Source organism: Streptomyces sp. NPDC051578 (genome assembly GCF_044454045.1).
Classification (GTDB): domain Bacteria; phylum Actinomycetota; class Actinomycetes; order Streptomycetales; family Streptomycetaceae; genus Streptomyces.
Map to the genome: position 1 here is coordinate 461,202 of NZ_JBITDH010000001.1, position 17,331 is coordinate 478,532.

General features: G+C 73.2%; 13 protein-coding genes. 8 read left to right on the plus strand and 5 right to left on the minus strand.

The window, feature by feature from the left end; genetic code table 11:
* Nucleotide 1: 1 nt before the first annotated feature.
* Nucleotides 2–2,989, minus strand: a complete 2,988-nt coding sequence (locus ACIA6C_RS02085) for a bifunctional [glutamine synthetase] adenylyltransferase/[glutamine synthetase]-adenylyl-L-tyrosine phosphorylase (protein WP_399272255.1) — start codon at nt 2,987–2,989, stop codon at nt 2–4.
* 515 nt (nt 2,990–3,504) lie between these two features.
* Between ACIA6C_RS02085 and ACIA6C_RS02090 the strand changes: the two genes are divergently transcribed.
* Nucleotides 3,505–5,598, plus strand: a complete 2,094-nt coding sequence (locus tag ACIA6C_RS02090; RefSeq protein WP_399272256.1) for a PIG-L family deacetylase — start codon at nt 3,505–3,507, stop codon at nt 5,596–5,598.
* An 88-nt stretch (nt 5,599–5,686) separates the two neighbouring features.
* Here ACIA6C_RS02090 and glnA read toward each other — a convergent pair whose 3' ends face one another.
* Nucleotides 5,687–7,048 (minus strand): type I glutamate--ammonia ligase, encoded by a 1,362-nt coding sequence (gene glnA, locus ACIA6C_RS02095; RefSeq protein WP_190182251.1) that lies wholly within the window; start codon nt 7,046–7,048, stop codon nt 5,687–5,689.
* A gap of 173 nt (nt 7,049–7,221) precedes the next feature.
* On the opposite strand from glnA, the gene ACIA6C_RS02100 reads away from it, so the two are divergent.
* From ACIA6C_RS02100 to ACIA6C_RS02115, 4 genes are all read left to right on the plus strand, one after another.
* Nucleotides 7,222–7,752, plus strand: a complete 531-nt coding sequence (locus ACIA6C_RS02100) for a hypothetical protein (RefSeq protein WP_399272258.1) — start codon at nt 7,222–7,224, stop codon at nt 7,750–7,752.
* Nucleotides 7,753–7,834: 82 nt separating this feature from the next.
* Entirely contained in the window at nt 7,835–8,500 is a 666-nt protein-coding gene (locus tag ACIA6C_RS02105) for a DUF3105 domain-containing protein (RefSeq protein WP_399272260.1), read from the plus strand.
* Nucleotides 8,497–9,255: a DUF305 domain-containing protein gene (locus ACIA6C_RS02110; RefSeq protein WP_399272262.1), complete on the plus strand. Its 759-nt coding sequence runs from the start codon at nt 8,497–8,499 to the stop codon at nt 9,253–9,255. Before ACIA6C_RS02105 ends, ACIA6C_RS02110 begins: the two co-directional genes overlap by 4 nt.
* Before the next feature lie 157 nt (nt 9,256–9,412).
* Entirely contained in the window at nt 9,413–9,832 is a 420-nt protein-coding gene (locus tag ACIA6C_RS02115; protein WP_366081953.1) for a CBS domain-containing protein, read from the plus strand.
* On the opposite strand, the gene ACIA6C_RS02120 is transcribed toward ACIA6C_RS02115, so the two are convergent.
* The gene (locus ACIA6C_RS02120; protein ID WP_399272264.1) at nt 9,817–10,719 is read right to left on the minus strand and encodes an alpha/beta fold hydrolase; all 903 of its coding nucleotides are present in this window, start codon (nt 10,717–10,719) and stop codon (nt 9,817–9,819) included. The genes ACIA6C_RS02115 and ACIA6C_RS02120 overlap by 16 nt on opposite strands.
* Nucleotides 10,716–11,402 (minus strand): DUF998 domain-containing protein, encoded by a 687-nt coding sequence (locus tag ACIA6C_RS02125; protein WP_399272266.1) that lies wholly within the window; start codon nt 11,400–11,402, stop codon nt 10,716–10,718. Before ACIA6C_RS02125 ends, ACIA6C_RS02120 begins: the two co-directional genes overlap by 4 nt.
* Before the next feature lie 163 nt (nt 11,403–11,565).
* On the opposite strand from ACIA6C_RS02125, the gene ACIA6C_RS02130 reads away from it, so the two are divergent.
* The gene (locus tag ACIA6C_RS02130; RefSeq protein WP_399272268.1) at nt 11,566–13,032 is read left to right on the plus strand and encodes a DUF4190 domain-containing protein; all 1,467 of its coding nucleotides are present in this window, start codon (nt 11,566–11,568) and stop codon (nt 13,030–13,032) included.
* A gap of 146 nt (nt 13,033–13,178) precedes the next feature.
* The gene (locus ACIA6C_RS02135; protein WP_399272270.1) at nt 13,179–14,933 is read left to right on the plus strand and encodes an NAD+ synthase; all 1,755 of its coding nucleotides are present in this window, start codon (nt 13,179–13,181) and stop codon (nt 14,931–14,933) included.
* A gap of 119 nt (nt 14,934–15,052) precedes the next feature.
* Here ACIA6C_RS02135 and ACIA6C_RS02140 read toward each other — a convergent pair whose 3' ends face one another.
* Nucleotides 15,053–16,084 (minus strand): endonuclease/exonuclease/phosphatase family protein, encoded by a 1,032-nt coding sequence (locus tag ACIA6C_RS02140; protein WP_399272272.1) that lies wholly within the window; start codon nt 16,082–16,084, stop codon nt 15,053–15,055.
* A gap of 288 nt (nt 16,085–16,372) precedes the next feature.
* On the opposite strand from ACIA6C_RS02140, the gene panB reads away from it, so the two are divergent.
* Nucleotides 16,373–17,254, plus strand: a complete 882-nt coding sequence (gene panB / locus ACIA6C_RS02145) for a 3-methyl-2-oxobutanoate hydroxymethyltransferase (RefSeq protein ID WP_361136315.1) — start codon at nt 16,373–16,375, stop codon at nt 17,252–17,254.
* Nucleotides 17,255–17,331: the final 77 nt, after the last annotated feature.

Here is a 17,331-nt window from a genome sequence, read left to right on the forward strand (position 1 = left end):
GCTACGACCCGTAGAACAGGTCGTCCACGACCGCGCGGGCGCGGCGGGTGGTGCGGCGGTAGTCGTCCAGCATGTCGCCGACCGTGCCCTCCGCGTAGCCGAGGTAGCGGCCCACGGCGGCCAGTTCGCGCGCCTCGGAGGGGAAGGTGTCCCCGGCGCGGCCCCGGACCAGCATCACGGCGTTGCGGACCCGGGTCGCCAGCACCCAGGCCTCGTCCAGGATCTGCGCCTCGTCGGCCGGGATGAGGCCCGCCGCGTGCGCTGCCGCCAGGGCCTCGCGGGTCCGCGTCGTGCGCAGGCCCGGCTCGTCCCACGCGTGGCGCATCTGCATCAGCTGGACCGTCCACTCGACGTCGCTGAGTCCGCCGCGGCCGAGTTTGGTGTGCAGGGTGGGGTCGGCGCCGCGCGGCATGCGTTCCGTCTCCATCCGGGCCTTGAGCCGGCGGATCTCGCGGACCGCGTTGTCGCCGAGGCCCTCGGCCGGGTAGCGCAGCGGGTCGATCAGCTCGATGAAGCGGGCGCCGAGCTCGGCGTCCCCCGCGACCGGTTCGGCGCGCAGCAGGGCCTGGCTCTCCCAGGTCAGCGACCAGCGGCGGTAGTACGCGGCGTAGGAGGCGAGGGTGCGTACCAGCGGCCCGGAGCGCCCTTCGGGCCGCAGGTCCGCGTCGATGAGCAGCGGCGGGTCGGCGGTGGGCAGCTGGAGGAGCCTGCGCATCTCGGCGATCACGGCCTGGGCGGCCTTCGCGGCCTCCTGTTCGTCAACGCCCTCGCGGGGTTCGTGCACGAACAGGACGTCGGCGTCGGAGCCGTAGCCGAGTTCGCGCCCGCCGAAGCGGCCGACGCCGATGACGGCGAAGCGGGTGGGCAGGGTGTCGCCCCAGTGGGACCGCACGGCGGCGCGCAGGGCCCCGCCGATGGTGGCGGCCGTGAGGTCGGAGACGGCCCGGCCGACCCGGTCGACAAGGGCGCCGGGGTCGGTCTCGGCGGGGCTTTCCTCGGTGCCGTACGAGGCGATGATGTCGCCGGCGGCGGTGCGGAACAGCTCCCGGCGGCGGACCCCGCGGGCCGCGGTGACGGCGGTCTCCGGGTCCTCGGCACGGCCGACCGCGGCCAGTACCTCCTGTTCGAGCGCCTCGTGCGTACGGGGCTGGAGGCCTTCGGGGTCCCCGAGCAGCGCGACCGCCTCGGGCGCGCGCATCAGCAGGTCGGGGGCCAGGCGCCCGGCGGACAGGACGCGGGCGAGGTTCTCGGCGGCGGCGCCTTCGTCGCGCAGCAGCCGCAGGTACCAGGGGGTGCGACCGAGGGCGTCGGAGACCTTGCGGAAGTTGAGGAGTCCGGCGTCGGGGTCGGCGGAGTCGGCGAACCAGCCCAGCATCACGGGCAGCAGGGTGCGCTGGATGGCGGCCTTGCGGCTGACCCCGGAGGCGAGCGCTTCGAGGTGGCGCAGCGCGGTGGACGGGTCCGCGTAGCCGAGGGCTTCGAGGCGCTGGCCGGCGGCGCGCGGGGAGAGCCGGGTCTCGCCGGGGGTGAGCTGGGCGACGGCGTCGAGCAGCGGCCGGTAGAACAGTTTCTCGTGGAGGCGGCGGACGACGGAGGCGTGCCGCCGCCAGGCCTTGCCCAGTTCGGCGACGGGCTCGGTGCGCAGTCCCATGGACCGGCCCAGGCGCCGCAGGTCGTTCTCGTCCTCGGGGACGAGGTGGGTGCGGCGCAGCCGGTAGAGCTGGATGCGGTGTTCCATGGCGCGCAGGAAGCAGTACGCGTCGTGCAGCTGGGCGGCGTCGGCGCGGCCGACGTACCCGCCGGCGGCGAGGGCGTGCAGGGCGTCGAGGGTGGTGCGGGAGTGGAGGGTGGCGTCGCTGCGGCCGTGCACGAGCTGGAGCAGCTGCACGGCGAACTCGACGTCGCGCAGGCCGCCGGGGCCGAGTTTCAGTTCCCGCTCGACCTGGGCGGCGGGGATGTTGTCGACGACGCGGCGGCGCATCTTCTGGACGTCGGCGACGAAGTTCTCGCGTTCGGCGGCCTGCCACACGAGCGGAGTTATGGCCTCGATGTACTGGGCGCCGAGTTCGGGGTCGCCGGCGACGGCGCGCGCCTTGAGCAGGGCCTGGAACTCCCAGGTCTTCGCCCAGCGCTGGTAGTAGGCGAGGTGGGAGGCCAGGGTGCGCACCAGCGGGCCGTTGCGGCCTTCGGGGCGCAGGTTGGCGTCGACGGGCCAGATGGTTCCCTCGACGGTGGTCTCGGAGCAGATCCGCATCAGGTGGGAGGCGAGGCGGGTGGCGGCCTGGACGGCCTTGCCCTCGTCGGTGCCCCTGGTGGCGTCGCCGACGAAGATGACGTCGACGTCCGAGACGTAGTTGAGCTCGTTGCCGCCGCACTTTCCCATGGCGATGACGGCGAGGCGGCAGGCGGCCGCGTCGTCGGGGGCGGCGGCGCTCGCGATGCGCAGGGCGGCGCGGAGGGTGGCGGTGGCGAGGTCGGCGAGTTCGGCGGCGGTCTCGGCGACGTCGATGGTGCCGCAGACGTCGCGGGCGGCGATGGAGAGCAGGCAGCGGCGGTAGGCGATGCGCAGGGCGACGGGGTCGTGGGCGTCGGCGAGGCCGCGTTCGAACTCGGCGAGGCCGGGGTGGAGGTCGGCGGCTTCGTACGTGACGAGGGTGTGCCAGTCGCGGGGATGGCGGGCGAGGTGGTCGGCGAGGGCTTCGGAGGCGCCGAGCACGCCGAGCAGGCGGTCGCGCAGCGGCTTGGCGCCGAGCAGGGTGTCGAGGAGGACGGGCAGCTCTTCGGGCTGCTGCGCCTCGGCGAGCCGTACGAGGCCGAGGAGGGCGAGGTCGGGGTCGGCGGTGGCGCCGAGGGCGTCGAGGAGTACCGGGTCGGTGCGTACGGAGGCCAGCACCGGGCTCTCCAGCAGCCGGGCGGCGGCGGAGGGGTCGGTGAACCCGCTCCGCAGCAGCCGGATGAAGGTGCTGCTCCTGCGTCCCGGGACTGTCATCCCGCCGCCTCCCGCGTGCGTCGCTGCCGGGGTTGGCCCGGCCGGCCTGAGGTCGAGCCTAGCCGGAGCGGGTGCGGGGCTCGCCGGGGCGCGGGGGCGGGGGAGTGAACAAGCTCACAGGCATGGGTGGTGCCGGTACGGGCAGGGCCGCGGGGGCTGGGGGGCGGCGGGCGCCTCGTGGTGCGGTGACCGGCGCAAACGTGCTGGGGCGGGGCCCGGGGGCGCAGGGACGAGATCGGATCTAAATCGACGAAAACCCCTCAAACTACCCAATCCGCATAATCAAGACTCAATAGCCTATATCCTGCCTCCATTTGGCTCACGGTACGGGACAAGGGCGTCCGCATCGCGGGCACTTATCGCGATCGGAGCCGAACGAGGCACAATCACATCCGGTCGTTTTTCGGAAAGCACGAGTCATCGGCGACAACGATGAACCAAGTCGCCCGGATTGACCTCTCTTTGAGTGACCGCTTCGCGGTTCTTCCCGCCCGGAACGACCCCAAGGCGTGACCATGCCGATGACCCGCCGCCGCCTCATGCTGGCCGCCGCCCTGCTGCCCGTCTTGACGGTGGGCACCACGGGCGTTCTCGCCATCGCCTCGGGCGAGCAGACCTCGGCCGAGGCCAGCCAGGACAAGCACCTCGCCGCGCCCGTCATCCCCGCGAGCACCACGGCCGGCTCGGTGGTCCAGGTCGTGGCCCACCCCGACGACGACCTCTTCTTCATGAACCCGGACCTCAGCCGGTCCCTGACCGCCGGCATCCCGGTCACCACCGTCTACCTCACCTCCGGCGAGGCCGACGGCCGCAACGAGGCCGCGGGCGGCGCCGCCAAGGACCCCGAACAGCCCGCCGACCGCGCGCACTACGCGGAGGCCCGGCAGAACGGCATCCGCTGCGCGTACGCGCAGATGGCGACCGGGGACCGCACGAGCGCGTGGCAGCGTACGGTCATACCCACCGTCGGCGGCGGCCAGGCCGAGGTCGACGTCCTCCTCGCCCACCCCCAGATCAACCTGGTCTGGCTCCAGCTGCGCGAGGCCCGCAGCACCACCGCCCCGACCCCCGAGAGCCTGCGCGGCCTGTGGAACGGCGAGATACCCGCCCTGGAGGCCCAGCTGGCCTCTGGCTCCCCCGTCACGCAGCCGTTCACGTACACCAAGGACCAGGTGGTCCAGGTCATAGCCGGGGTCCTGACGAAGTACCGTCCGACGACGATACGGATGCAGGACCCGACCCCCGGCCGGGACCAGGTGACCGGCACGTACACCGACCACCAGGACCACATGTACGGCGCGCGCTTCGTCCAGGCCGGTTACGCCGCCTACGCCCGCCAGACCAGCGACCGCCCCCACTTCGCGGTCCAGAACTACCTCGGCTACCACACCGGCAGCCTCCCGCACGCGCTGGACCCGCAGACCGCCGAGACGAAGATCGGCTACCTCAAGACCTACGCCTGGCTGGACCACGAGAACTACTGCGGCAGCATCGCCGGCTGCGGCGACCGGAAGGTGGCGGGCAGCCCCACCGGCCGCAACTGGGCCCAGTCCCTGCGCTACGCCCGCGCCGACAACACCTCCTGGATGACGGAGGGCGTCCTCGGCCGGCTCTACGCCTTCGCCGTGCTCGACGGCCGGCTGGCGCTCTGGACCCGGGAGCCCGCCGGCATGTGGACCGCCCCGGCCCTGCTGCCCGGTGAGGGCATCGACCCCGGCGTCTTCGCCACCCGCCTCCCCGACGGCCGGGTCACGGTCGTCGCGACCCGTACCGTCTTCGGCGAGCGGGGCAAGGACTACCACCGCGAGGTCGTCACCCTCACCCAGGCGGCGCCGGGCGGCGCCTTCGGCGCCTGGCAGTCGCTCGGCACCCCGGAGGCGGCGGACGAGCCCGGCACCTCGGCGGTCAGCGCCCCCGCCGCGGTCGTCGGCGCGGACGGCCGGCTGACGGTGTACCTGCGCGACTCCCACCGCACCCTGCGCGCCTCCGCCCAGCAGCCCTCGGGCGGCTTCGGCGAGTGGCAGCACCTGGGCGGCGCGGACCTGCAGAGCGACCCGGTGGTGGCGGTGGACGCCGCGGGCCGCCGCCACGTGTACGCCACCACCAGCACCTCCGTCCTCGCCTGGACCCAGGCCGCCCCGGACGCCCCCCTCCAGGGGCCCTTCCAGACGAACCTCCCCGCCACCACGGTCCCCATCACGGCGGCCCCCGAGGGCGCGGGCGTCCGGCTCTACTTCCGCCGCCCCGACTCGGGCGTCGTCCGCAGCGCGCTGGTCACCGCGGGCCCGGGCAAGCCGCAGGTGTCCGCCGTCACCGAGTCCGGCGGCCGGGCCGGCTACGGCGCGGTCGGCGTCGCGGGCCGCCTCCTGACGGGCCGCGCCGACACCGGCACGGTCGGCACCACCTCGGCCGGCGGCCCGCCCGCCTGGACGGAATCCGGCATGCTCTACTCCGGCGCACCGTCCGCCACCGTAGACCGCGCGGGCTCCGTGACGACGGCCGTCCTCGGCCTCGACGCCGCGCTCCACACGGCCATGACCCCGCCCACGGGCACCGCGAGCCCCGTCTGGCACCCGGCGGTCTTCCCGGCCCAGTCCCCTCTGACCTGACACCCCGGCCCGCCCCGCCGCCCGTCACGCCGAAGGCCCCGCTCCCGTGATCCCGGGGGCGGGGCCCTCGCACATCCGCAGCCGCCGGCTACAGCACCGGCATCATCTTGCGGAGCTCGAAGGCGGTGACCTCGGAGCGGTACTCCTCCCACTCCTGCTTCTTGTTGCGCAGGAAGAAGTCGAAGACGTGCTCGCCGAGGGTCTCGGCGACCAGTTCGCTGCGTTCCATCAGGGAGATGGCCTCGCCGAGGTTCTGGGGCAGCGGTTCGATGCCCATCGCGCGGCGTTCGGCGTCGGAGAGCGCCCAGACGTCGTCGTCGGCGCCGGCCGGGAGTTCGTAGCCCTCCTCGATGCCCTTGAGGCCCGCCGCGAGGAGGACGGCGTACGTCAGGTACGGGTTGGCGCCGGAGTCGATCGAGCGGACCTCGATGCGGGAGGAGCCGGTCTTGCCCGGCTTGTACATCGGGACCCGGATCAGGGCCGAGCGGTTGTTGTGGCCCCAGCAGATGTACGAGGGGGCCTCGCCGCCCGAGCCGGCGGTGCGGGAGGAGCCGCCCCAGATCCGCTTGTAGGAGTTGACCCACTGGTTGGTGACGGCAGCGGTCTCCGCGGCGTGCCTGAGCAGGCCCGCGATGAAGGACCGGCCGACCTTCGAGAGCTGGTACTCGGCGCCCGACTCGTAGAACGCGTTCCGGTCGCCCTCGAAGAGGGAGAGGTGGGTGTGCATGCCGGAGCCCGGGTACTCCGAGAACGGCTTCGGCATGAAGGTGGCCTGCACGCCCTGCTCCAGGGCCACCTGCTTCATGACCAGGCGGAAGGTCATGATGTTGTCGGCCGTGGACAGCGCGTCGGCGTAGCGCAGGTCGATCTCCTGCTGGCCCGGGGCCCCCTCGTGGTGGCTGAACTCGACCGAGATGCCCATGGATTCGAGCATCGTGATCGCCTGGCGGCGGAAGTCCATGCCGACGTTCTGCGGGGTGTGGTCGAAGTAGCCGGAATTGTCCGCGGGCACCGGGCGGGTGCCGTCCAGCGGCTTGTCCTTGAGCAGGAAGAACTCGATCTCCGGGTGGGTGTAGAAGGTGAAGCCCAGGTCGGAGGTCTTGTTGAGGATGCGCTTGAGGACGTACCGGGGGTCCGCGTACGACGGGGAGCCGTCCGGCATCAGGATGTCGCAGAACATCCGGGCGGTGCCGGGGGCCTCGGCGCGCCAGGGCAGTATCTGGAAGGTGCCCGGATCCGGCTTGGCGATCATGTCGGACTCGTAGACCCGCGCGAAGCCCTCGATCGCCGATCCGTCGAAGCCGATGCCCTCGTCGAAGGCCTGCTCCAGTTCCGCGGGCGCGACCGCGACGGACTTGAGGAAGCCCAGTACGTCGGTGAACCACAGGCGCACGAAGCGGATGTCACGCTCCTCAAGCGTCCGGAGGACGAATTCCTGCTGCTTGTCCATGCCTTCATCCTCGCAGTTCAGACGACGTGTGCACCACCGACCCCCGGAGGGGGAGCACAGTCGGGCCGTCCCAGTATCGCCACCCGTGGTTTCCGCCACATTACGCACCCCTGAAAGGTCGTGGCACCCCCGCACTGACCGCGGACCGGTCATGAGCATTACCATCTGCGGCCATGGGGGGTGGGAAGCACACGCAGCTCGGGGGCCACACCGGTCCCCCGCACCGGCATGCCGTCCCGTCGGCCGCACTGACGGTCCTGGCCGCCGCGCTCGCCCTCGGGGTGCTGCTGTGGGGTGCCGTGTTCCCCTGCGCGGGGGCCGCGGGGTCCCATGGGCCGCGGACGGCGGTCGCGCAGACGCAGGGGCGGGGGGCGTGGCAGGCCCACGCTCCGGCGGGCGAGGCGGCTCACGGCGCCGCGGGCGAAGCGGCGTACAGAACGGCGGGCGGAGCGGCGTACGGCGCCGTCGCCGAAGCGGCGTACGGATCAGTGCACGTCGACTGCGTCGCCCCGTACGAGCTGCCCGGCTGCTCCCCCCGCTCCGATACGCCCTCCGCCGTACTGCCCGTACCGCCGACGGCCCTCGCCGCGGCCGGGGCCGGGGCCGTGACGGCCGTGCGCCCCGCGTGGGCCGGGCCCGTCCGGGCGCCGGGAACGCTCGCCCGCGCCCCCGACCTGCACGCCCTCCAGGTTTTGCGGACCTGACGCCGCCGGGGCGCCGCCGCCCGGCGCGCGCCCCCTGAAGCGGAACCGCCTTCCACCCCCCTCAGCAGAAGGAACAGGGCACATGGCCAGCAAGTCCGGCAAGACCACCACCACCGACCACAGCGCGCGGCAGGCCCGCATAGCCGAGATGCGCCGCGCGGACAAGGCGCGCGACCGGCGCAACAAGATCATCGCGATCACCGCCTCGACGGCGGTCGTCGCCGCCCTCATCGGCTTCGGCTCGTGGATGCTGATGAGCCAGAAGCAGAAGGAGAAGGACGCCGCCGAGGCCCGCAAGGCGCCCGTGAACGGCGAGCAGAGCTGGGACGCCAAGACGCTGGGCCGCAACCACGTCGACACCCCGGTCAGCTACCCGATGAACCCGCCGGTCGGCGGCGACCACAGCCCCCGCTGGATGAACTGCAACGGCGACGTCTACACCGGCCAACTGCCCGAGGTGAACGCGGTGCACTCGCTGGAGCACGGCGCGGTCTGGGTGACGTACAACGACAAGGCCGCCAAAGCAGACGTGGACACCTTGGCGGAAAAGGTCCGTAAGACCCCGTACACGCTGATGAGCCCGGACAAGACGCAGGCCGGGACGATCATGCTGAGCGCCTGGGGCAAGCAGCTGACCGTGAGCAATGCGGCCGACCCCCGGGTGGCGCAGTTCTTCACCAAGTACGTGCAGGGCCCGCAGACCCCCGAGCCGGGCGCGGCCTGCACCAACGGGCTGGCCGGAAAGTGACCCCGCCGCAGGTCCGGCGGGTCTCCCGCACGTACACGGCCGCGGGCGCGGCGGTCGTCGTCGCCGCGCTGTTCGCGGTGGGGGCCACGGTCGCCACCGCGAACGGCGGGGACGCGGACGGCGGTTCCGCCGCCTCCCGAGAGCCGGCGCTCTACTCGGCGGACGCGGGCTTCGCCCGGGACATGGCGGTGCACCACCAGCAGGCCGTGGAAATGTCCTTCATCGTCCGGGACCGCACCAAGGACGAGGCGGTCCGCAGCCTCGCCTACGACATCGCCAACACGCAGGCCAACCAGCGGGGCATGCTGCTGGGCTGGCTCGACCTGTGGGGCCTGCCCAAGGTGGTGGCGGACGAACCGCCGATGTCCTGGATGGGCAGCACAGACGGGCACGGCACGTCCGGTCACGAGATGAGCGGACAGGACATGAGCGGGCACGACATGGCCGGTCATGACATGTCCGGGCACGACATGGGCGGCGCCACCACCAAGCCCGGCGCGCTGATGCCCGGCATGGCCACCAAGGAGGAACTGGAGCGGCTGGGCTCTGCAGAGGGCCGGGACGCGGAGGTGCTCTACCTCCAGCTGATGACCGACCACCACAAGGGCGGCGTCGCGATGGCCCAGGGCTGCGCGAGCCAGTGCACGACCCCGGCGGAGCGGAAGCTGGCCGAGGGGATGGTGGCGGCGCAGCGCTCGGAGCTCACCTTGATGGCGGACATGCTCAAGCAGCGCGGGGCCGCGCCGCGCGGCTGAGGGACGGCGCCACCTGGGCTTTCGTCCGGCCTTTCACCCGTACGGGCGCACACCCGTACGGGTGGGGTCGCGTAGTCCGTCCGGGGGACCGACGATGGGAACGCCGGGACGGGTGCGTCCGCGCTCGCCCGCACGGCGCGCTCAGGAGGTACTCGCGATGACGACCGCCGCAGACATCATGCACCCCGGGGCCCAGTGGATCCCGGCCGAGGAGACCCTGGACCGGGCGGCTCAGCTGATGGCCCGGCTCAATGTGGGCGCCCTGCCCGTCAGCGACGAGAACGAACGCCTCTGCGGCATCATCACGGACCGCGACATCGTGGTGTCGTGCGTGGCCAAGGGGCACGACCCGTCGGTGGTCACCTGCGGTGACCTCTGTCAGGGCACGCCGCGCTGGATCGATGCCGGTGCGGACGTCTCCGACGTACTGGAGGAGATGGAGAGCCACCGGATCAAGCGGCTCCCGGTGATCCAGGACAAGAGGCTGGTCGGCATGATCAGTGAGGCCGACCTGGCCCAGCACCTCTCGGAGGAGCAGATCGCCGGCTTCGTCGAGAAGGTCTACGCCCGCCGCTGACCGGCGCGCTGCGTTTCGAGGACCGCCCGTGCCACCTGGCGCGGGCGGTCCAGCATGACCAGGTGCCCGGCCGGCTCGGCGACTTCGAACCGGGCCCCGAGCCGCTCCGCCAGCGCCGCCTGCCGATCCCGCCAGCGCAGGGCCGTGGGGCCGGCGGCCGGGTCGTACGCCGCCAGGACGGTGACGGGGGCGGTCAGGGGGTGCGTGGCCCGGAGCGCGAGGAGTTCGGCGGCCGCGTCCTGGTAGCGGGCGTTCTCCAGCAGGGCTCCGCGCCAGACGCGGGTGGTGCGGTAGCAGCGGCGTACGAGGTCACGTGCCGCCGGGTCCCCGGCACCGCCCGTGCGCCCGGCCCGGACCGCCGCGCGGCGCACCGTCGGGCCCAGCGCGGCGGGGAGCCCGGCGGCGCACACGGCGCGGCCGAAGAGGCGGGCGGCGCCGGCGCGCAGGCTCGCGCCCGCCACCGTGCGGGCAGCCTCCTCGACGCTGGAATCGACCAGGACGAGGGCGGCGGTACGGGTGGGATGGAGGCGGGCGAAGGCCTCGGCGTGGAAGCCGGCGAGGGAGTGCCCGACGACGGTCACGGGCCCTCGGGAGCGGAGCGGCCCCACGCCGCCGCCCAGGCCCAGCGCGTCCAGTAGTCCCGCGATCCGGTGCGCCTCGCCCGCGGCGGTCGGCGGGGCGACGGGCGGTGCGCTGAGCCCGTGTCCGGGCCGGTCGAAGCGGACGACGGTCCGGCCGGCGGCCGCGAGCAGCCGGGCGACGGGGTCCCAGTCGAACCAGGCCATCGCCAGCCCGGCGCTGAGCACGACGACGGGCCCACTCCCCTCGACGACGGCGTGCAGCGCGACCCCGTCGCCCCCGGCCGGGCGCACGAACAGCCCCGTCACGTCCGCCGCTCCCTGTAGACGGAGTAGGCCAGCAGGCCCAGCCAGAACGCGACGAGCAGCACCTGGAGCCGCTGCCCGGCGCCCAGGGCCCATGTCCCGCGCCCGGCGGTGAACAGGGCGATGGCCGACAGGGTCCAGCAGGTGGCGAGGAGTTCCAGCGTGAGGAGCGCGGGTCCGTACCGGGCGAGCGGGGCGAGACGGCGGTAGCGGCGGGCAGCGACGGTGAGGGCCACCATCGCGGTGAGCGCGCCGGCCATGGCGAGGCTGCTGCTGACCGCGTGGGCCTGATGGGTGGCCGGCACCAGCCCGGCGGTCTCCCGGGAGGCGCACTCGGGGTCGACGGTCGGCGCGCAGCTCAGCGGCAGCCAGGCGTCGGCGGCGGTGGCGGCGCCGAACAGCGTGACGCCGGCCCACCCGACGACCGTCCAGGGGAGCCGGGCGAGCCGCACCAGGGCGAGCAGCCCGCCGCAGAACACGAGCAGCCCGGCGGTGAAGTCGGTGGCGCGGAAGAGCCCGCCGAGCGGCTGGTCCTGCGCGGCGAGTTCACTGACGTAGGTCTCGACGGGATCGAGCCCGGTGGTCAGCACGACCTCCAGCACCCAGGCGGCATAGACCCCGCCCCCGGCCCCGACCAGCCCGGCGATCCCCCGGGCCACGCCCCCGGACACCCCGTCCCGCACCATGATGCGACCATCCTAGGCACCCCACCCTTCCCCGGCCCGGACGCGGCGCCGGCGGGCCCAAGTCGTGCGGGCGTCAAGGGCGGGGCCGAAAGCGGTTGGAGGGGGTCGGGGGCCGTGGCAGGGTAGGTGATCACCGCTCCCCGTTCCGAAGGACGCCCCAGGTATGAGTACGCCCCCGAACCCGCCGAGCAGCAGCCCGAGCGACCCGCCGTCGGAGCCTTCGGGGACCCCGATACCCGAGGACGCGGCCCCGCCGACCCCGCACCCCATACCCGAAGACCCGCCGGCCCCCGCCCAGCCCCTGTCCCTGGACAAGACGCCGCCCGAGGACACGGCATCCGCCGCCCAGCCGCTGCCCCTGGGCGAGGAAACCGGGCCCGAGCCCGAGGACGCCGCCCCGCCGGCCCCGCACCCCATACCCGAGGACGCCGCCCCGCCGACCCCGCTGACCCGGCCCGAGGACGTGGCCCCGCCTGCCGAGCCCCTCTCCCTCGACAAGGCTCCCCGGCCCGAGCCCGAAGACGCCGCCCCGCCGGCCCCGCACCCCGCACCCGAAGACCCGCCGGCCCCCACCCAGCCCCTGTCCCTGGACAAGACGCCGCCCGGGCCGCCGGTCGCGCCCGAGGGCGCCGGGGCCCAGGACGCCCCCGCGGCCGCGCACTTCGCGCCGCTCACCCCGCCTCCCGCCGCGCAGCAGGCGCCGCCGCCCGGGGCCGCACCCTACGGCTGGCCGGGCGAGCCGGGTCCCGGCCGGCCCGGGCCGGGCCCGTACCCCGGCGCCGGGCCCGGACAGCCTGGCTTCCCCGGGTACCCGGGCTACCCCGGCTACCCCGGCTACCCCGGCTACCCCGGCTATCCCTCCGCGCCCGCCAACAACATGGCCATCGCCGCCCTCGTCCTCGGGCTGCTCGCGATCTCCTTCGGTGTCATCCCGTTCGTCTTCTGGGTCGGCACCATCCTCGGCCTGACCGGCATCGGCATCGGCATCGCCGCCATCGTCAGCGCCTCCCGCGGCGCCCCCCGCAAGACGATGGCCGTCATCGGCACGATCCTCTGCGTCCTCGGCCTCTTCTCCTCGGTCGGCGGCTTCTACCTCAGCGTCGCCGTCGTCCACAAGGCCGAGGACGCGGCGGACCGCCGCCTGGACCGCGAATGGGACCTGCCCGACGACCCGGCCGATCCGGCCGACCCCGACGACCCCGACGACCCGGCGAAGCCGACCGCCCCGGACCACGGCCAGGGCTTCGATTCCGCCGTCCCCTTCGGCAGCACCGTCAGCTACGCGAACGGCCTCCGCGTGAGCCTGTCGACGCCCGAGAAGTACGTCACGAAGCGCAAGTACATCGAGGTCGGCAACGCGGTCCGGATCGACATCAAGATCACCAACAGCTCCGACAAGCCCGTCAACGTCATCTACGCGGTCCCCTCCGTCCACGACGCCCAGGGCAACCGCGCCAAGCTCGTCTTCGACGTCGACACCCCGAAGATGATCACCGGCACCATCCAGCCCGGCGCCACCGCCACCGGAACGGCCGCCTACGAGATCCCCGAGGGCACCACGCACCTCACCGCGGAGGTCTCTCCCGTGATCGCCGCCCCCGCCGCCCGGTTCAGCGGCCCCATCGCCTGACCGGCCCCCGCGGCGGGGCCGGCCCCGTCGCCCGGGCCGGTCCCGTCGCCCGGGCCGGCCCCGCGCGAGCCCCGGTACGAGACCCGGAAGCCCACGGACACCACGCCCCCAGGACATCGCGTCAGTAAGACGATTACACTGTCCCCGTGCCTCAACTACGCCTCGCTCTGAATCAGATCGACTCGCACGTCGGCAACATCGCCGCGAACGCCGACTCGGTCGTCCACTGGACCCGGCACTCCGCCGAGCAGGGCGCCCACCTGGTGGCGTTCCCGGAGATGATGCTGACCGGGTACCCCGTCGAGGACCTCGCCCTGCGCGGGTCCTTCGTCGAGGCCTCCCGCCAGGCGCTGCGCGACCTCGCGCAGCGCCTGGCGGCCGAGGGCCTCGGGGAGCTGCCGGTCATCGTCGGCTACCTCGACCGCGCCGAGCGGGCCGCGCAACGGCTCGGTCTGCCGCCCGGCTCCCCGGAGAACGCGGCCGCCGTGCTGCACCGCGGTGAGGTGGTGCTCCGCTTCGCCAAGCACCACCTGCCCAACTACGGCGTCTTCGACGAGTTCCGCTATTTCGTGCCGGGCGACACCCAGCCGGTGATCCGGGTCCGCGGCGTCGATGTGGCGCTGGCCATCTGCGAGGACCTGTGGCAGGAGGGCGGCCGCGTCCCCGCCACCCGCTCCGCCGGGGCCGGACTGCTGGTGTCGATCAACGCCTCGCCCTACGAGCGCAACAAGGACGACGTGCGCCTGGAGCTGGTCCAGAAGCGCGCCCAGGAGGCCGGCTGCACGCTGGCGTACCTGGCGATGATCGGCGGCCAGGACGAGCTGGTCTTCGACGGCGACTCGATCGTCGTCGGCGCCGACGGCGAGGTCATCGCGCGCGCACCGCAGTTCTCCGAGGGCTGCGTGCTGGTCGACCTCGACCTGCCCGCCGCCCGCGCGGACGCGCCGCAGGGCGTGGTCGAGGACGGTCTGCGGATCGACCGGGTGATCCTGTCCGAGGAGCCGGTGGATCCGTACGAGCCGGTCGTGGCGGGCGGCTACGCCGAGCGCCTCGACGACGACGAGGAGGTCTACGACGCCCTGGTCGTGGGCCTGCGCGCGTACGTCAAGAAGAACGGTTTCCGTTCCGTGCTGATCGGGCTGTCCGGTGGCATCGACTCCGCGCTCGTCGCCGCCATCGCCTGCGACGCCATCGGCGCGCAGAACGTGTACGGCATCTCGATGCCCTCGAAGTACTCCTCGGACCACTCCAAGGGCGACGCGGCCGAGCTGGCGCGGCGTACCGGCCTGAACCTCCGTACCGTGCCGATCGAGCCGATGTTCGACGCGTACATGGGGTCGCTGGGCCTTTCGGGCCTGGCCGAGGAGAACCTCCAGTCCCGGCTGCGCGGCACCATGCTGATGGCGGTCTCCAACCAGGAGGGCCACATCGTGCTGGCCCCCGGCAACAAGTCGGAGCTGGCCGTGGGCTACTCGACCCTCTACGGGGACTCCGTCGGCGCCTACGGCCCGATCAAGGACGTCTACAAGACGGTCGTCTTCCGCCTCGCGGAGTACCGGAACCGGGCCGCCGCCGAGCGCGGCGAGACCCCGCCGATCCCGGAGAACTCGATCGTGAAGCCGCCGAGCGCCGAGCTGCGCCCGGGCCAGGTGGACACGGACTCGCTGCCGGACTACCCGGTGCTCGACGCGATCCTGGAGCTGTACGTGGACCGCGACCGGGGGCTGGAGGAGATCGTCGCGGCCGGCTACGACCGCGAGCTGGTCGCCAAGACCCTCCGCATGGTGGACACCGCCGAGTACAAGCGCCGCCAGTACCCGCCGGGCACGAAGATCTCCGCGAAGGGCTTCGGCAAGGACCGCCGCCTGCCCATCACCAACGGCTGGCGCGAGCACGCGTAGGACCGGCGGCGCGCGTACGTCGAGCCGTCCTCGCGGGTCGAGCCGTACGAGCCGTACGTACACCGGGGCCCCGGCCGCCGTCAGTGGCGGCCGGGGCCCCGGCACGTGGGCACGTGCGACTACGGCTTGAGCTCGACCCGCGCCGCGATGGGCAGGTGGTCGCTGCCGGTGCGCGGAAGCGTCCAGGAGGCCTTCGGCGTGACGCCCCGCACCAGGATCTGGTCGATGCGGGCCATCGGGAAGGGGGCCGGCCAGGTGAACCCGAACCCGTCGCCCGCCGCGCCCTGGGTGGAGCGCATCTGCGAGGTGATCTCCGAGAGGGACCGGTCGTTCACGGTGCCGTTGAGGTCGCCGAGCAGCACGACCCGCTTGAGCGGTTCCGCGGCGAGCGCGGCGCCCAGCGCGCCGGCGCTGTTGTCGCGCTGGTTCGCGGTGAACCCGGCGTTCAGCTTGACCCGGACGGACGGCAGGTGGGCGACGAAGGCGGCCATGTCCCCGGAGGGCGTCTTCACGGTGACCCGCATCGCCCGCGTCCACCCCATCTTGATGTCGACGGGCCGGCTGGAGGTGAGCGGGTACTTGCTCCACACGCCGACCGTTCCCTCGACGGCGTGGTACTTGTACGTGGGCGCCAGCGCCTTCTCGTAGGCCGGGACGGCGCCCGCCTTGAGCTCGGTCAGGGCCAGCACGTCGGCCCCGGCCTTCGCGACCGATTCGGCGGTGCCGCGCGGGTCCGGGTTGGCGGCGTCCACGTTGTGGGTGGCGACCGTCAGGTTGCCGCCGGCGCCGGACTTGTCGGTGACCAGGCCCCCGAAGAGGTTCACCCAGACGGCGGCGGTCAGCGCTATCGAGAGCAGCGCGGTCGCCGACTTGCGGACCACGGCCGCGACGAGCAGCAGCGGGACGGCCAGGCCGAGCCAGGGCAGGAAGGTCTCGGTGAGGCTGCCGAGGTTGCCGACGTCGTTCGGCAGCTCCGCATGGAAGATCATCACGAGCGAGATGAGCGCGGCCAGGGCCGCCGTCACGATCCCGCGCCGCCAGATGCCGCGGTCCTCGCGCCAATGGGCGATTCGGCGCCGCAGGCCGGATCCGGAGGGCCCCGGCTCCGAGCCGCCGCCGTTCCCCGTCTCCGTCATGTACGCCTGTGCCATGTAACTGCCCTCGCTGCCGTGCTTGCGCTGCGTCCCCGCCCCTTGACCCTAGGCGATGGACGCGGCCATCCGTGCCGTCCGTTCCGGCCGTACGACCGGGAGGACGAACAGCTGTCCGCCCGTAGTTCCGGTTGTCACGAAACGCGCACATACGATCCGGAGCGCCTGGAGTGGGGCTCGTAGCGCGACCGGCGGTGTGACGGACCGGTCATCGCGCCACTTCCACCTCGGGCCCCGGGAGTGCCACCATGGTGGGTGAGTCCGGGGACGTCGTCAGGACGCCTCGAGATGACACAAGGAGCAGCAGCAATGACGCATGCCGTTTCGCCTGCCCGCGAAGCTTCCGGCCCCACCCTGTACGGGGGCACGGGCACCCGCCGCATCACCATCCGCGACCTGGCCCTGGCCAAGGAGCGCGGGGAGAAGTGGCCTATGCTCACGGCGTACGACGCGATGACCGCGTCCGTGTTCGACGAGGCCGGCATCCCGGTGATCCTCGTCGGCGACTCGATGGGCAACTGCCACCTGGGCTACGAGACCACCGTTCCCGTGACGATGGACGAGATGACCCTGCTGTCGGCGGCCGTCGTACGGGGCACCCGCCGTGCCCTGGTGATCGGCGACCTGCCGTTCGGTTCGTACCAGGAAGGCGCCGTGCAGGCGCTGCGGAGCGCGACCCGGCTGGTCAAGGAGGCGGGCGTCGGAGCGGTCAAGCTGGAGGGCGGCGAGCGCTCGCTGGCCCAGACCGAGCTGATCGTGCAGTCCGGCATCCCGGTCATGTCCCACCTGGGGCTGACCCCGCAGTCCGTGAACGCCATGGGCTACCGGGTGCAGGGGCGTGGCGACGAGGCCGCGCACCAGCTGCTGCGGGACGCGAAGGCGGCACAGGACGCGGGCGCGTTCGCGGTGGTGCTGGAGCTGGTCCCGGCCGAGCTGGCCGCCGAGGTCACCCGGTCCCTGCACATCCCGACGGTCGGCATCGGCGCGGGCTCGGAGTGCGACGCGCAGGTGCTGGTGTGGACCGACATGATGGGCCTGACCGGGGGGAAGATGCCGAAGTTCGTCAAGCAGTACGCGAACCTCCGCCAGACCATGGGTGACGCGGCGAAGGCCTTCGCCGAGGACGTGATCGGCGGATCGTTCCCGCAGCCGGAGCACGCCTTCCACTGAGGCCCGCGAGGCTTCTCTGACGGCCCGTCGGCTTCCGTGCCGGCGGGCCGTCGCCGTTGCGGGGGCACGGCCGGGGC

Bases quoted from the DNA above. Each gene is read 5' to 3' on its own strand.
- ACIA6C_RS02085 (WP_399272255.1), bottom strand. From the start codon at position 2,989: ATGACAGTCCCGGGACGCAGGAGCAGCACCTTCATCCGGCTGCTGCGG.
- ACIA6C_RS02090 (WP_399272256.1), top strand. From the start codon at position 3,505: ATGCCGATGACCCGCCGCCGCCTCATGCTGGCCGCCGCCCTGCTGCCC.
- glnA (WP_190182251.1), bottom strand. From the start codon at position 7,048: ATGGACAAGCAGCAGGAATTCGTCCTCCGGACGCTTGAGGAGCGTGAC.
- ACIA6C_RS02100 (WP_399272258.1), top strand. From the start codon at position 7,222: ATGGGGGGTGGGAAGCACACGCAGCTCGGGGGCCACACCGGTCCCCCG.
- ACIA6C_RS02105 (WP_399272260.1), top strand. From the start codon at position 7,835: ATGGCCAGCAAGTCCGGCAAGACCACCACCACCGACCACAGCGCGCGG.
- ACIA6C_RS02115 (WP_366081953.1), top strand. From the start codon at position 9,413: ATGACGACCGCCGCAGACATCATGCACCCCGGGGCCCAGTGGATCCCG.
- ACIA6C_RS02125 (WP_399272266.1), bottom strand. From the start codon at position 11,402: ATGGTGCGGGACGGGGTGTCCGGGGGCGTGGCCCGGGGGATCGCCGGG.
- ACIA6C_RS02130 (WP_399272268.1), top strand. From the start codon at position 11,566: ATGAGTACGCCCCCGAACCCGCCGAGCAGCAGCCCGAGCGACCCGCCG.
- ACIA6C_RS02140 (WP_399272272.1), bottom strand. From the start codon at position 16,084: ATGGCACAGGCGTACATGACGGAGACGGGGAACGGCGGCGGCTCGGAG.
- panB (WP_361136315.1), top strand. From the start codon at position 16,373: ATGACACAAGGAGCAGCAGCAATGACGCATGCCGTTTCGCCTGCCCGC.